The organism is Pseudoalteromonas sp. P1-11 (genome assembly GCF_001399995.1).
GTDB lineage: Bacteria > Pseudomonadota > Gammaproteobacteria > Enterobacterales > Alteromonadaceae > Pseudoalteromonas > Pseudoalteromonas atlantica.
On sequence record NZ_LJSP01000017.1, the window covers coordinates 46,214 to 61,052 of the forward strand.

15 protein-coding genes and 1 tRNA gene are annotated in these 14,839 nt (G+C 41.5%); 12 read left to right on the top strand and 4 right to left on the bottom strand.

Going from position 1 to position 14,839, the window contains the following annotated elements; genetic code table 11:
- Positions 1–353: 353 nt before the first annotated feature.
- From AN390_RS18270 to nth, 9 genes are all read left to right on the top strand, one after another.
- Positions 354–430 (top strand) — tRNA-Asn (locus AN390_RS18270).
- 193 nt (positions 431–623) lie between these two features.
- The gene (locus tag AN390_RS18275; protein WP_055255643.1) at positions 624–2,567 is read left to right on the top strand and encodes an EAL domain-containing protein; all 1,944 of its coding nucleotides are present in this window, start codon (positions 624–626) and stop codon (positions 2,565–2,567) included.
- Between the two features lie 214 nt (positions 2,568–2,781).
- Positions 2,782–3,363 (top strand): electron transport complex subunit RsxA, encoded by a 582-nt coding sequence (gene rsxA, locus AN390_RS18280; protein ID WP_055255644.1) that lies wholly within the window; start codon positions 2,782–2,784, stop codon positions 3,361–3,363.
- Between the two features lies 1 nt (position 3,364).
- Positions 3,365–3,919: an electron transport complex subunit RsxB gene (rsxB, locus tag AN390_RS18285; protein ID WP_004589479.1), complete on the top strand. Its 555-nt coding sequence runs from the start codon at positions 3,365–3,367 to the stop codon at positions 3,917–3,919.
- Between the two features lie 8 nt (positions 3,920–3,927).
- On the top strand, positions 3,928–6,258 hold the full coding sequence (rsxC, locus tag AN390_RS18290; protein ID WP_055255645.1) for an electron transport complex subunit RsxC: 2,331 nt from the start codon (positions 3,928–3,930) through the stop codon (positions 6,256–6,258).
- Positions 6,255–7,313, top strand: coding sequence for an electron transport complex subunit RsxD (gene rsxD / locus AN390_RS18295; protein WP_004589481.1), 1,059 nt, complete (start codon positions 6,255–6,257; stop codon positions 7,311–7,313). Before rsxC ends, rsxD begins: the two co-directional genes overlap by 4 nt.
- The gene (gene rsxG, locus AN390_RS18300; RefSeq protein WP_055255646.1) at positions 7,310–7,948 is read left to right on the top strand and encodes an electron transport complex subunit RsxG; all 639 of its coding nucleotides are present in this window, start codon (positions 7,310–7,312) and stop codon (positions 7,946–7,948) included. Before rsxD ends, rsxG begins: the two co-directional genes overlap by 4 nt.
- Positions 7,945–8,643: an electron transport complex subunit E gene (locus AN390_RS18305; protein ID WP_004589483.1), complete on the top strand. Its 699-nt coding sequence runs from the start codon at positions 7,945–7,947 to the stop codon at positions 8,641–8,643. The genes rsxG and AN390_RS18305 overlap by 4 nt, the downstream gene beginning before the upstream one ends.
- 44 nt (positions 8,644–8,687) lie before the next feature.
- On the top strand, positions 8,688–9,320 hold the full coding sequence (nth, locus tag AN390_RS18310) for an endonuclease III (RefSeq protein WP_055255647.1): 633 nt from the start codon (positions 8,688–8,690) through the stop codon (positions 9,318–9,320).
- A gap of 49 nt (positions 9,321–9,369) precedes the next feature.
- Here nth and AN390_RS18315 read toward each other — a convergent pair whose 3' ends face one another.
- Both AN390_RS18315 and AN390_RS18320 read right to left on the bottom strand, forming a co-directional pair.
- Positions 9,370–10,029 carry a hypothetical protein gene (locus AN390_RS18315; protein ID WP_055255648.1) on the bottom strand — a complete coding sequence of 220 codons (660 nt, stop codon included), beginning with the start codon at positions 10,027–10,029 and terminating at the stop codon, positions 9,370–9,372.
- A 1-nt stretch (position 10,030) separates the two neighbouring features.
- Positions 10,031–10,537, bottom strand: coding sequence for an RNA polymerase sigma factor (locus tag AN390_RS18320; protein WP_055255649.1), 507 nt, complete (start codon positions 10,535–10,537; stop codon positions 10,031–10,033).
- 499 nt (positions 10,538–11,036) lie between these two features.
- Here AN390_RS18320 and AN390_RS18325 point away from each other — a divergent pair, with 499 nt between their 5' ends.
- A complete protein-coding gene (locus AN390_RS18325) occupies positions 11,037–11,540 on the top strand; it encodes a hypothetical protein (RefSeq protein WP_055255650.1) in 504 nt (167 codons plus the stop codon).
- An 87-nt stretch (positions 11,541–11,627) separates the two neighbouring features.
- Here the strand turns inward: AN390_RS18325 and AN390_RS18330 are convergent, their stop codons facing one another.
- Together AN390_RS18330 and AN390_RS18335 are read right to left on the bottom strand one after the other, a co-directional pair.
- A complete protein-coding gene (locus tag AN390_RS18330; protein WP_024034145.1) occupies positions 11,628–11,993 on the bottom strand; it encodes a DUF4345 family protein in 366 nt (121 codons plus the stop codon).
- A 2-nt stretch (positions 11,994–11,995) separates the two neighbouring features.
- Positions 11,996–12,961: an AraC family transcriptional regulator gene (locus AN390_RS18335; protein ID WP_055255651.1), complete on the bottom strand. Its 966-nt coding sequence runs from the start codon at positions 12,959–12,961 to the stop codon at positions 11,996–11,998.
- Between the two features lie 209 nt (positions 12,962–13,170).
- Between AN390_RS18335 and AN390_RS18340 the strand changes: the two genes are divergently transcribed.
- Together AN390_RS18340 and AN390_RS18345 are read left to right on the top strand one after the other, a co-directional pair.
- Positions 13,171–14,121, top strand: a complete 951-nt coding sequence (locus tag AN390_RS18340) for an SDR family oxidoreductase (protein ID WP_055255652.1) — start codon at positions 13,171–13,173, stop codon at positions 14,119–14,121.
- Between the two features lie 35 nt (positions 14,122–14,156).
- Positions 14,157–14,789 carry an alpha/beta fold hydrolase gene (locus tag AN390_RS18345; protein ID WP_055255653.1) on the top strand — a complete coding sequence of 211 codons (633 nt, stop codon included), beginning with the start codon at positions 14,157–14,159 and terminating at the stop codon, positions 14,787–14,789.
- Positions 14,790–14,839: the final 50 nt, after the last annotated feature.

Sequence of the window (14,839 nt, forward strand, 5' to 3'; positions counted from 1 at the left end):
ACGAAAAAACTACCCTGCTGGATTTTTTAAAAAGATCTGCTATCTAAATTTATACTCGGTTTTATGACAACCAGGTTAAATACAAATTTACTGATTTGCCGCGATAAATTTTGTCTCAGCGGCATTTTTTACACATAAATTAAACAATGGCTATTTTATCGGCGCTGTTTTTTTCACATTGGTGTGAGTCTAAATAGAGATTTACCGCCGTGTTTTGCATAAATAGAGTTATAAAATGCGCAGATCGAACATAAAAACAACGAATAAACTTCTTTTTTAAATTTATGACTTTTATATGTTGACACTTTGCGGCTCCATCATTAATATTTCGCCCCGTTGAAAGGCATGACGCTTCCCCCTTAGCTCAGTTGGTTAGAGCGACGGACTGTTAATCCGCAGGTCCCCCGTTCGAGTCGGGGAGGGGGAGCCAAGTTTTTCAATCATAAACGATTCCCCCTTAGCTCAGTTGGTTAGAGCGACGGACTGTTAATCCGCATTTCAGTAATTTTCCACTACTCTTCTGCTTTATAACTAAAACATAATATCTATTCTAATGTGTTGCTATTAGTTGAATGATCAAGGACCTGATTCCTTTCCTTTTGAACTATTAAAAGATTGATAACATGGCTGGCTTTAAAAAACTTATTTTTATACAAATCCTGTCTTGGCTTGTATGTGTTGCGGCTGGAAGCTACTTCATATCTGTAAGCTTTAATAATGCAGTAAGTGAAGCACAAACTTCAGCGCAAACCAGTGTAACACGTTACATTAACAGCTTAACAAGTGATGAGCTTTCGCCTGAAAGTATAAAAAAAGCGATTGGCGATGGTAAAACGTTTTCAAGCTTTATACTAAGAGACTACCAAGGGGCTGAGGTATTTTCAGTTAACTCCCCTACCCAACTGCCCATGTTTGCTGAATTTATTCAATCTAGCTTTAATTCGGTTCGCCCACAGTTTGCCGTTAACGACGCTGCAGATATAAAAGTAGAATTTACCCTCAACATTGAACGTTTAGCGCAGCAGCTACAAACCTCGTTATTTATAGTTATATTTATTTCTGCCTTTTTAGTGATTATTCCTATCATGTTAATGAAGTCTATTTTTCATAGCTTAAATAAAAATATCAGCATGACCGTTGCCGATGTAATAGACATTTACATTAACCAAAATCAAATTGGCGACGACTTAGACACCGCACTTGATGCCAGTAAAATGAAAAAGCTAGGTAAAGATTTAGTCCCGAGCTTTAATCGCCTTTCGCATTTTTTAAAAAATAAAAATGATGATATTCAAAACGCTGCCCTAAGTATCAAACAAGAAGCCTATAAAGATGTAATTACCGAATTAGGTAACCGTAATATGTTTGTTGAATATTACGAAAAACACATTGAAAACAGTGAGCGCAGTACGTTTGGTTCGTTAGCGCTTGTACGCTGTAGTGAGCTGCAAACTATAAACCAAAGCCGTGGCTACCAAAAAGGTGATGACTACGTTAAAGGTGTGGCGGATATAATTAAGCATATAAGCGGCACTTACACCGGCAGCCAAGTATTTAGGCTAAATAGCTCAGACTTTGCCATTGTACTGCCTAATACCCCACTTAAAGAAGCAGAGCGTTTTGGTGAAAACCTGCAATCGCGCTTTACTCAATATCAACAAAATCAAGAGCTCAGCTCTGTGGCTAATACAGGTATTGTGGGCTACGAAAAAGGCAAACCGCTGGGTGAGCTATTATCGGTTGTCGATAACGCAATGAGCATGGCGCAATCTAAGCAAGTAAATGCATGGCATGTGCAGCGCGAAACCGATTTAGTTAACAATGTAAGTGCAGGGTTTGGTAACCAAAACTGGCGTAAAGTGATTAACGAAGTGATTGAATCAAAACGTGTTCACTTAGTAATGCAAAATATTATGCCGCTGGGTAAAAGTATTAAGGCGTATGCAGAGATACAAGTGCGCTTTAAAACCGAAGATAACCAAGTGCTTCCTACGGCCTCGTTTTTAGCCATGGCTGAAAAACTCGATATGGCCATAGAAATTGACCGATTAATTATTGACTCATCACTTGAAAAAATTAAAAGCCGTAATCTCTCTGAAAAATTTTTTGGCCTGAATGTAACCGCCTCAAGTGCACATAACGATCAATTTGTTATTTGGTTAGAGCGCCGCTTATTAAAAGATACACATATAGCCTCTAAATTAGTATTTGAAGTAAGTGAGTTTGGCCTACAGCAAAATATTAAAGCCAGTAAACGTTTTATTGATATGGTGCATCGCGTAGGTGCCCGCGTAACGGTTGAACGCTTTGGTGTAGGACTAACGTCGTTTAAGTTTTTCCGTGATTTAAAACCAGACTTTATTAAAATGGATGCAAGTTACACCCGCGGCCTAGAAGATGATAAAAACAATCAATACTTTATGCGCCTAATGGTTGATTTAGCCCACCGCATTGGTGTGAGTGTGTTTGCAGAGGGCGTTGAAAGCCAAGAAGAAAAACACATAGTAGAAACGCTTTGCCTAGACGGCGTACAAGGTTATTACATAGAAAAACCTAAAGATATTTAGCGCCTACCCTTAATTAAAGTAAAAAAGAGCACATGTGCTCTTTTTTGCGTTTAACTGTTTAATTTTTCGCTTACTTTAAAATCACATAAATTTTACAGCTTTGTGATCGCTTAATTATTTTACTGTGTTTATTTAACTGATAACGACTCGCATATGTTGTTTATCGGGGCAGAAAAAAGGATAATACACAGGATTTTAATAGCGCGAGGCACACATGACAGAATATGTCTTGTTATTGATTGGAACCGTTCTAGTTAATAACTTTGTATTAGTACAATTTTTAGGCTTATGTCCATTTATGGGTGTATCAGGCAAGCTTGATACCGCTATTGGTATGTCTTTAGCAACCACGTTTGTGCTTACTCTTGCCTCTGTTACAAGCTATTTAGTTAATCAATATATTTTAGCGCCGCTAGATATCGAATTTTTACGCACCATGAGCTTTATTTTAGTGATTGCCGTTGTGGTGCAATTTACTGAAATGGTTGTGCGTAAAACTAGCCCGACTCTATACCGTTTACTGGGCATATTTTTACCGCTGATCACCACTAACTGTGCGGTATTAGGTGTTGCGCTTCTTAACATAAAAGAAGGTCACACCTTTTTACAATCGGCCGTGTATGGTTTTGGCGCAGCCGTTGGCTTTTCATTAGTACTTGTATTATTTGCAGCGCTGCGCGAACGCCTTGCTGCTGCAGATGTTCCTACCCCATTTAAAGGCGCCTCAATAGCCATGATCACCGCCGGCTTAATGTCGATGGCGTTTATGGGATTTACCGGATTAGTGAAGTTTTAATATGACCTTAATGTATGCCTTGATAGCGCTTGGCTCGCTAGCGCTTGTTTTTGGACTTATTTTAGGCTTTGCAGCTATTCGCTTTCGTGTAGAAGGCGACCCAATTGTTGAGCAAATAGATACCATTTTACCGCAAACCCAGTGTGGCCAGTGTGGCTATCCGGGCTGTCGTCCCTACGCTGAGGCAATTGCCAACGGGGATGAAATTAATAAATGCCCACCAGGCGGAGAAGCAACGGTTAAAAAGCTAGCCGATTTAATGGGCGTAGAGCCTAAACCGCTTGCCGGTGGCGAACAAGCAGAGCCGATAAAAACAGTGGCCTATATTCGCGAAGACGAGTGCATAGGCTGTACTAAGTGTATTCAGGCATGCCCTGTGGATGCCATTGTTGGTGCTACACGCCAAATGCACACTGTACTAATAGAAGAATGTACCGGCTGCGATTTATGTGTAGAGCCCTGCCCTGTAGATTGCATTGATATGCTGCCTGTAGCCGAAACAAAACAAAACTGGAAATGGCAACTTGATGCTATTCCTGTCACGCAAATAGATTAGAGGTTTGAGTGGAAAAGTTACTTGAACAAATTAAAAAAGGCACTGTTTGGGCATTCCCGGGCGGCGTGCATCCACCACAACAAAAAACACTCTCTAACAGTGCGCGTATTGCTAGGCTTCCTCTACCTGATAAGTTAGTTGTACCAATTAAACAGCACATTGGTGCTAACGGTAAATTAATTGTAGAAAAAGGCCAACAGGTATTAAAAGGCCAAGCACTTAGCGTGCCCGTTGCAAATTGGTCTGTGCCTGTACATGCGCCCAGCTCTGGCACCATAACAGATATTGCCTCTATGCCTTCGGCGCATCCATCGGCTTTACCTGAGCTAAGTATTATTATTGAGCCTGATGGCAAAGATCAATGGTGCGAACTAACCCCAACACCTAACCCAAGTGAGCTTAGCCACGATGAATTAGTCGATATAATTCATCAAGCAGGTATAAGTGGTATGGGTGGAGCTGGCTTTCCTACTTATGTAAAAGCCGATATAAAACAACCTATTGAGTTTTTAATTGTTAATGCTGTTGAGTGCGAACCATACATAACAGCCGACGATGTGTTAATGCGTGAACATGCCAAGCAAGTAGTGCAAGGCATTGAGCTAATGCAACAAATTTTAAACCCGACACTGTGTATTGTTGGCATTGAAGATAATAAGCCCGAAGCCATAGCGGCTATGAAAAGTGCCGCAGAGCACAACGCCAATATTGTTATTCAAACGGTGCCTACTGTTTATCCATCGGGTGGCGAAAAACAATTAATTAAATTACTTACAAACCGTGAAGTACCCAGTGGCGGTATTCCTGCCGATATTGGTATTTTAGTGCACAACACAGGAACTTTGTTTGCTGTGCAACAAGCGGTGTACGAAGGTAAACCGCTTATAGAACGCGTTGTTACAGTAACAGGTAACACCATTCATAATGCGGGTAATGTATGGGCATTATTAGGCACCGAAGTTAAGCACCTGCTTGATTGCCAAGGTTTTTCACCCGTCCCCCAGCAGCGCGTTGTTATGGGCGGGCCGATGATGGGCTTTACCTTACCGACTGTGCGTATTGGGGTAATTAAAACCACCAACTGTATTTTAGCCCCCGATCATAAAGAGCTGGCAGAGCCTGGGCCTGAAAAAGCCTGTATACGGTGTAGTGCCTGTGCAGATGCCTGCCCTGCTTCGTTATTACCCCAGCAATTACAATGGTTTGCAAAATCAAAAGAATACGACAAATTACAAGAGCACAACTTATTTGATTGTATTGAATGTGGTGCGTGTGCGTATGTATGCCCAAGCGAAATTCCACTGGTGCAGTATTACCGCGTAGCAAAAGTAGAAATAAAAGAGCAACAAGCCGAAAAAATTAAAGCCGATAGAGCAAAAGAGCGCTTTGACGCCCGTAAAGAACGCCTAGAGCGCGAGCAACAAGAACGTCAAAACCGCCATAAACGTAAACCAGCGGCAAAAACACCAGATGAAAAGCAAAAAGTAGCGGATGCCCTTGCCCGCGTTAAGAGCAAATCATCAGATGGCGATGAAAAATCAGCTGTAGCCGCTGCAATTGCCCGCGCCAAAGCAAAAAAACAGCAAGGTGAAGAGCTAGAGCCAGATAACAGTGAAGTAGCTAAAGAGCGTGCACTACGTAAAGAAAAAGCACGTAAATATAAAGAACAAAAAGCTGCCGAGGGCGAGTCATCACCAACACCTGATGATAAAAAGTCTGCCGTAGCTGCTGCTATTGCACGCGCTAAAGCTAAAAAAGCGGCGCAAGCTGAGCAAACTGCAGAGCCACAAAGCGATGAAGCTCCCGCCCCAGCTGATGACAAAAAAGCAGCAGTAGCTGCTGCTATTGCTCGCGCTAAAGCTAAAAAAGCAGCGCAAGCTGAGCAAGAAGCAGAGCCACAAAGCGATGAAGCCCCCGCGCCCGCAGATGATAAAAAAGCAGCGGTAGCTGCTGCTATCGCGCGTGCTAAAGCTAAAAAAGCTGCTAAAGCGGCTGCGCAAGCCCAGCAATCAGATGAACCAAGTGCTGCTGAGCAAACAGGTGAAGTTGAGCCTGAAAACTCACAAACACACTCTCCTGCTGATGACAAAAAAGCGGCCGTAGCTGCTGCTATTGCCCGCGCTAAAGCTAAAAAAGCCGCTAAAGAAGCAGAGCAATCAGCAGCAAGTGAACACAGCGCACCTGAACACAGCAATGAGCCACAAACCAGCAGCGGTTCAGACTCTGAGCAAACGGCCTCTGAGCAAACTGCTGCAGAGAAGAAAAAAGCCGCCGTGGCCGCCGCAATAGCGCGCGCCAAAGCTAAAAAGTTACAAAAAGAAGGAAATGATCAGTCATGAAATTAACCATGGCCAGTTCGCCGCACAACCATAGCCATAAGTCGTTAACGCGATTAATGCTAACCGTAATTGCTGCGTGTATTCCTGGGCTAATAGCGCAAGTGGTATTTTTTGGGACTGGCGTACTTATTCAGTTAGTACTGGCACTTGTTGCTGTAAGCGTATTTGAAGCAGCCATTATGTTAATGCGTAAACGCCCTGTTTGGCCTGCATTGAGTGATGGTAGTGCTTGGCTTACTGGTGTGCTGTTAGCACTGAGTATTCCGCCGCTGGCGCCTTGGTGGGTCATTATTATTGGCTGTTTATTTGCCATTGTGATTGTAAAGCAACTTTATGGTGGGCTTGGGTTTAACTTATTTAACCCAGCAATGGCCGCATACGTACTACTTTTAGTCTCGTTTCCGGTGCAAATGACCGCTTGGTTACCCGTTACCGATTTACTTAATGCCCCAATTGGCTTTATTGACCAATTACGCCTTATATTTACTGATTTTACCGCTCTGGGCTTTAGTGTTGATCAAGTCCGTGCCGGCGTTGATGGCCTCACTATGGCCACCCCGCTTGATACAGTTAAAACAGATGTAGCACATGGTCTAACCGTTAGCGAAAGCATGCAAAAGCCGATTTTTTCTCAATGGGCTGGGCTTGGTTGGCTATGGGTTAACCTAGGCTTTTTAGCCGGTGGTTTATACCTTTTAAAAGCTAAAATTATAAACTGGCATATTCCAGTAAGCTTTATAGGCTCACTAGCGCTGTGCAGTGCCATTGGCTATATTGCCGCACCGGGTACCGAGCCGGGTATGGTATTTCACCTATTAAGTGGCGCAACCATGATGGGCGCATTTTTTATCGCCACCGATCCTGTTTCGGCTGCAACTACCAATAAAGGGCGCTTAATTTATGGCGCGTTAATTGGCTTGTTGGTGTATTTAATTCGCACCTTTGGTGGTTTCCCTGATGCGGTAGCCTTTAGTGTATTATTAATTAATATTGCTGTACCGCTGATTGATTACTACACCCAACCACGCACTTATGGCCACGGAGCAGTAAAATGATTATTTCATCAATGGCTAAAAATGGCGCGATATTAACGGCCTTTGCACTGATAACAACAGGCTTAGTTGCCTCAATTGATGCCTTTACCGCCGATAAAATTGCCGAGCAAGAACGCTTGCAATTAACCTCACAATTACAAGAGGTATTAAACCCAAGCAGCTACGATAATCAGCTCAATACAAATTGCGTAATTATGAGCGACGAACAACTTGGTCCTTACCCCGAGCAAGTTATTTACCGCGCTTATAAAAATCAGCAACCTGTTGCACTTGTAATAAGACACATAACACCTAGTGGTTACAGTGGCGATATTAACTTATTAACCGCCGTACATGCTGATGGCACCATTGCCGGCGTTCGTACTACTAAGCACGAAGAAACGCCCGGCTTAGGCGACAAAGTAGAAGTTAAAAAGTCGCTGTGGATCACTACATTTAACGATTTAACGGTTCAAAGTGAAGACGATGCCCGTTGGGCGGTAAAAAAAGATGGCGGCCAGTTTGACCAATTTACCGGCGCAACAATTACCCCTCGCGCCGTGGTAGGCTCGGTAAAAAATGCCGTATTATTTGCAAAAACTAACTTTGACGCCATTTTTAAACAGCCTAATGCTTGCCAAGAGGTAACACAATGAGTGAGTTAAAAACCTTATACAAAGAAGGCGTATGGGCTAATAACCCCGCGCTAGTGCAGCTACTCGGTTTATGCCCGCTTTTAGCTGTTACATCAACTGTAACCAACGCACTTGGCCTAGGGTTAGCCACTTTATTAGTTTTAGTAGGCTCTAATATTACTGTTTCAGTTGTGCGTAATTGGGTGCCTAAAGACATTCGTATTCCAGTATTTGTAATGATTATCGCAGGCTTTGTGACCATAGTTCAGCTACTTATGAATGCGTACACTTTTGGCTTGTATCAATCATTAGGCATATTTATTCCACTAATAGTAACTAACTGCGCCATTATTGGCCGTGCAGAGGCGTATGCTTCTAAAAATCCTGTTCACCTGTCTGCATTCGATGGCCTAATGATGGGCTTAGGCTTTATGGCCGTACTGTTAGTGCTCGGTGCAATGCGCGAACTGATAGGCCAAGGTACATTATTTGATGGAGCCGATTTGCTTCTAGGGCCATGGGCACAAAGCCTACGCTTGGAAATATTTAGTTTCGATAGCCAGTTTTTACTCGCTATTTTACCACCCGGCGCCTTTTTAGGGCTTGGGCTGCTAATAGCAGCAAAAAATGTTATTGACGCACAAATAAAATCAAAACAAGTAACGCCGCCAGAAGCCGAAAAAGGCCCACGCGCACGTGTTACTAGCTTAACTTAAGGGGAAAACGCATTAACGCTATTAGCTAATGCGTTTTAAGTTGCATGAATAAAGAAAAACGTCACCAAATACTCTCGCGCTTGCGCGAGCAAAACCCGCATCCAGAAACCGAGCTTGAATACTCAAGCCCATTTGAGCTACTAGTAGCTGTTACGCTCTCTGCACAAGCCACCGATGTAGGGGTAAATAAAGCCACCCGTAAATTATTTCCGGTTGCTAATACGCCACAAGCCATTTTAGATATTGGCCACGATGCGCTTCGCGATTATATAAAAACCATTGGGTTATTTAATTCAAAAGCCGCAAACGTGTACAAAATGTGCCAAATATTGGTTGATCAACATAACGGCATTGTTCCCGAGAACCGCGAAGCTCTAGAAGCCCTACCCGGTGTTGGCCGAAAAACCGCAAATGTAGTGCTCAACACAGCCTTCGGCTGGCCAACCATTGCCGTAGACACGCATATTTTTCGTGTTTCAAACCGCACCAAATTTGCGATGGGCAAAGATGTAGTCGCCGTTGAGCAAAAACTTGAAAAGGTTGTTCCTAAAGAATTTAAAGTAGACGTACACCACTGGTTAATACTACACGGGCGCTACACCTGCGTAGCACGTAAGCCTAAATGCGGCAGCTGTATTATTGAAGACTTGTGTGAGTTTAAAGAAAAAACAGAATAACCTCGAATAACTCTATTTTGGGTATTTTGAAAGTTAGACAGCTAATTAATTAGCTGTCTGTCGAGTCTATATTATTTATAAATTGCGCCATATTTACTAAACGCTCACCGACAATAAATGCAATGGTGCGTTTAACCCAAGGCGCTTTAATATTTGTGTAGTTTAATTTAGCTAATACGCAGCTTGTAATTATTAAAAGTAGAAGCGATGACACGCTATAAAACCAAACCATGTGTTGCTCTAGGTGTGCATACAAGTCAATTTCAAATAGCACATCAAAGCCAATAAAAACATAAGCCATATAAAAAGGAGCTGACATAAGTAACAACTTAGTTAGTTGTAATTTATGTGAGCAAAGGCGGTAAACGTCTTTTTGAAGTTGGCTAATTGGCTTTGCATAATCAACGTTAGCAATATGCACTATTTGGCCGATATTACCTGCAAGGCCAGCAATGGAAAATACACTCAGTATCAACGCAGATATTGAAGGCGCTGAAACACTAAAGTTATTTGCAATATACTGCCCCAATAAAACAATAATAAAAAAAAAGGCTGCGCTTTCAATAATACGTGCCCACTTCATAGCATTAAGCTCTTTCATTTGTTTATTCACTTTTGTTTCGCTCAGCAGTGATTGGTTTATTGTAATGGCCGATTCGTTAACACTATTTTGCTGCTGCCATGTGTTTTTGATGTTATCTAAATTCATTTTAAGCCCCCTGTTTTTCAAATTGATTTTTTAGTGTTTCTTTAATGCGGCCAATTCGCGTAGCGACGTTGGTTTTACTTATGCCTAAACTCGTCGCTATGCTTTGATGGGGTTCGCCTTCTAAATACAGCAATACTATGGCTTTATTTAACTTATCGAGCTTTGCTATAAATTCATAAAGCTGCTTAACCTCTTCGCTTTTATCATTGTGCGCTGAGAGGTCGGCTATGTGCACAATGCACTGCTCACTTTCATTGGCTTTATCTTCTCGTTTACTGTCTTTGCGGTAATATGAAATCGCCACATTCAGTGCTATTCGGTATATCCACGTAGAAAACTTATAGTCTTTGTCGTAATTATCATAAGCAAGCCACATGGTGGTGAGTATTTCTTGCGCTAGGTCTTGCCTGTCGTGTTGGTTTTGACAGTAAGAGTTAACTATTTTATAAATAATGCCTTTATGCTGCTCCATTGTTTGAGCAAACAGTGCTTTTTTATTGGTGTTCATTTACGCATAAATCCATCATCTAAATTAATCTCATCACGTAGTTGGCTCATCACAGTTTCATTGTGTTTAATTTCTAATGCATCTGTTTTTAAAAGTAATAAAGTGCGGCGCTTTGGCTAATGCAACATAGCCTGTACACATTTATATAAACATTTTAACTGCACGATAGTACTCACATAACCTTCTTATCTAGTTATTCGCAGTATCGCTGAAATAATCACAACTATTTAAAAAATAATTATTTGAGGGAGTAATAAGCTAAGTAAAAGAGCAAAGCGAGGAGCTAGCTCTTTTTTCTGCTTTGCTATTAAAAGGGGACTCCTAGTTAAAAGATTTTTTTAATATAGCAATAGTTAATATTATTGTATCTCTGGTTATCAAATATGACTCAGGCTAAAGGTGGTAAAAAAACATACAATCTGCTATTAATACTGAATAATAATTTAAGGAGGTTTCTGCGTTAGTGCTGTAAGAAACCACATAACTTCAAGGATGTATTTTGCAAAGTAATCATTCAAAATTTCAGCCAAATAAGTGGTCATTATTAAATTTAGCTGTTGTGCTTATACTGGCGGGTGCATTTTATTATTTGGGTCAATTTTCTGTATTTCATTCGATTCTTTTAAGCCTAATTTGTTTTATTTCATTTTTAACCTTATTAATTTTAAAGCGTTGGAAAACATATATTAACTATTTAAAAGCAGTAGGAGATGAGATAGAGCGAGAAAGATTTCACTTAGGTGAACACATAGTATCGATGGTTCCTTACATGAACTTACAAATAACAGTTCATGCACGTATGGATGAATCAGCTTTATTAATCAAAAAAGCAAATTGTTATATTTCAATTAATCTAAAAGATATTTGCTCATTTGAGCCAACTGAATATTTCGGACGGCCAATCGCGAAAGTAATTTTGGCCGATAATAAAAACTTAACTCCTGCACTCTATGTACCTTGGTCTGAAGAAATGGCGCTAACTCAAAGTAAGGCTCATGGGTAAACGCCTTTGTTTGCTTATCATGCCTTAAAGGTATTAAGCGTTACACTCTAAGGCAATACTAAGATTTATAGCGGTTTAACTCTGATACTAAGTGCGTACTTTTAAATACCACCAAATTAGAGGCGCCAGTATCACTATTTCAATACCCACATTTAGCCACTGCTTTGCTACCGAGCCATCTAACATAATGCCAATAAGCCTTGCAATTAATAGTCCTACGAGTAACGATGACAGTGTTGCCGCTATGCTAGCTTGCCAAGGTACAAGCTGATGATGAAATTGCAGTAATAAGCCAAAACCAATAAATAACCCCCACCAAATTCTGCGCTCTACGGCCTTAAAAATATCATTCGGAACTGGCTTGTTGCTTATCAGCTCAGGGTTGGCAGCTAACACTATGCCAAAAATAATTAATACCGCACCAACAACCCTAAAAATGACTATATTATCCATGATCAATCCCTCAGGCTGGTTGTTTGATCAACTGTTTGAACAATCGATTGCTCAACAAGCTCCTGAGGTAACTCTTTTGCTTGGCTCCACTGCTTTGGCGATTGCCCATACATGCGTTTAAATTCTCGGCTAAATTGTGATGAGCTAACATAGCCTACCGACATGGCCGCCGAACTTACGTTCATACCCGCTGCAATTTTCATCGCAGCGGTATTTAAGCGCATAGATTTAACAAATTGAATCGGCGACATACTGGTCGCATCCTTAAATTTTCGATGCAAAACTGCCCTACTTACGCCAATTTTTGCTGCCATATCGTCTATGGTTATGGTTTCATCTAATCGAGATGCCAAATAATCAATTGAGCGTGCTATGTCGTTTCCTACGCCAAAGGCTTGGTGCACACTACTACCTGCCTGTCCGTTTAATATGGCGTAATATAATTCTCGCAGTCGCCCTTCACCTAAAACCGCAATATCTACAGGGTTGCCTACAAGTTGCAGCAATCGTAGTAATGAATCGGTAAATGAGTCATCCCATGCTGCGAGTGTAAGCCCTTGCGTTTTGGGGCCTGATGCGTGTTTTTTTACACCTTGTGCAGCCATGGTAATAGATAATTCGGTCATCACTTTTGTATCTAGCGATACAATAACGCCTAGCAAGGGGTTCTCAGGTGAAGCCGTGGGTGTACCCGCTTCTACCGGCATAGACATAGGGCAGCACATATAATTATTTTCATCGTATATAAAATGCTTACCATCGAGTATGGCTTCTTTAGCGCCACTGACTATAGCAACAATACACGGCTCGTATACCGCAGGTGCACAGCGCATAGCCTGCGTTACTTTAAACAACTGAACACCTTTAATACCCGTTTCTATTAGCCCTTGGGCATAATTTTCATCGTTGTTTACATCGTTAAAAGACAGGCTATTTTGTATAAGTTGCTTAATGTGGTGTTTGCTCACTCACTCATACCCTTTAAATATAGAATAATTCTAATCTAGCACCGTAAATACACACTCTCAATGCAGCGATACAAATAGGCATGTTTTAAAGAGGATATCGCCTAGTTACACCTAGTAGCGAGAGTTATATTACCTAACAAGCAATGTGGAACAATGCGCATAGCCCTGTACTGCATATTTATACTTAACTTTTGATAGGAATTTAACTAATGAGCGCAACTAACCCATTTGGCCCTTCTGGCTGGACTCCCGACCAACTCAGTTCTTTAGTTGGTAAATGCTATCTAATAACGGGAGCAAATACAGGCGCAGGCTTTGAAGCAACCCGACTATTACTCGCTAAAGGCGCAAAAGTAGTTATGCTCAATCGTAACCCTTTAAAATCAGATGAAGCTATTGCTAAGTTAAAACAGGAGTTTGGCAATAGTACCGATGTGAGCTTTATAAAAATGGACCTAGCAGAGCTTGCATCAGTACGCCATGCAGCCAACGAGGTATTACAAACTGTGCCACACATAGATGCACTTATTTGTAACGGCGCTATTGCGCAGGTCGCGACTCAGCAATTTACTAAAGACGGCTTTGAAAGTCAGTTAGGGGTTAACCACTATGGGCACTTTTTACTGTGTGGTTTGCTATTTAATAAAATAGAGCAATCTAGCGGGCGTATTGTTGTAGTGGCCAGTGAAGGTTACAAAATGGGGCTTAAAACGATTCAATTTGATGACATGAATTGGAATAAAAACTACCACCCAAATAAGACCTACTGCCACAGTAAACTTGCACAAATGATGTTTGCTTATGAGCTGCAAAATAAAATAGCCGCCGCCAATAAAAATGTGCAGGTGTTTGTGTGTCACCCAGGTGCAGCTAATACCTCTCTTATTGGCGATAATGTTAACTTTGCAACCCGATTTACCTGGTCACTAATAGTAAAAATGGGCTTAGCGCAATCGGCAGAGCAAGGTGCATACCCTGAGGTTATGTGTGCCACCGAGCATAACCTAAAACAACGTGCGTATTATGGCCCATCAGGAAGATGGAATTGGAGCGGCCCCGTAGGAATATGCAAACTTGAGCCGTTTGCTTTAGATCAGCCTGTACTTAGCAAATTATGGGCGGTTACTGAGCAGCACACTGCTTTTAAATGGACAATATAATTACTAATAGCGAACGTGTGTAGGGTGTAAAAGTAATGAAAAAACCATTAGTAATCGGCCTAATACTTTTACTTTTCCTAACCGGCTGTAAAAGTACCAATAATCCTCCTGTGCAGTATAAACCTAATGATGAGCTGGTAGTACTTGCCCATGGATTAGGCAGAAGCGATTGGGCAATGCGATATTTTGCCCAACAGCTTAAACGTGCACATTATAAGGTATGCAGCCTAAATTACGCCTCTTTAGGGCAAAGTGTTGAGGCTGTATTTACGCAAACAACCACACAAATTAATGCCTGTATTGCTAATGCGAGTAAAGTACATTTTGTCGGCCACTCCCTAGGTGGCTTAGTTATTAGAGCCTACTTGCAAAATAACCCTCGGGTATTTAATGGTAATACACTTGGAAATGTGGTGTTAATTGGTACGCCTAACAAAGGCAGCGAATTAGCTAATCATTTAAATGGTTCATGGTTAATGCATATAGCCGGCGGTGTAAGCCAATCTCTAATTACAGGCAGTAAGAGTTTGGGCAACACCATAAATGAGCTGGACATTGATTTAGGCGTAATAGCCGGTACTAAAGCATCCCCCCTGACACAGCATTATTTTAAAGGTAAAAACGATGGCTTGGTGTCTGTAGAATCAGCCAAACTGAGGGCGTGTTGATTTTTGCGGATTGAAATTTGTTCAATCTAGGGGCGATTAAATCGCGGCGC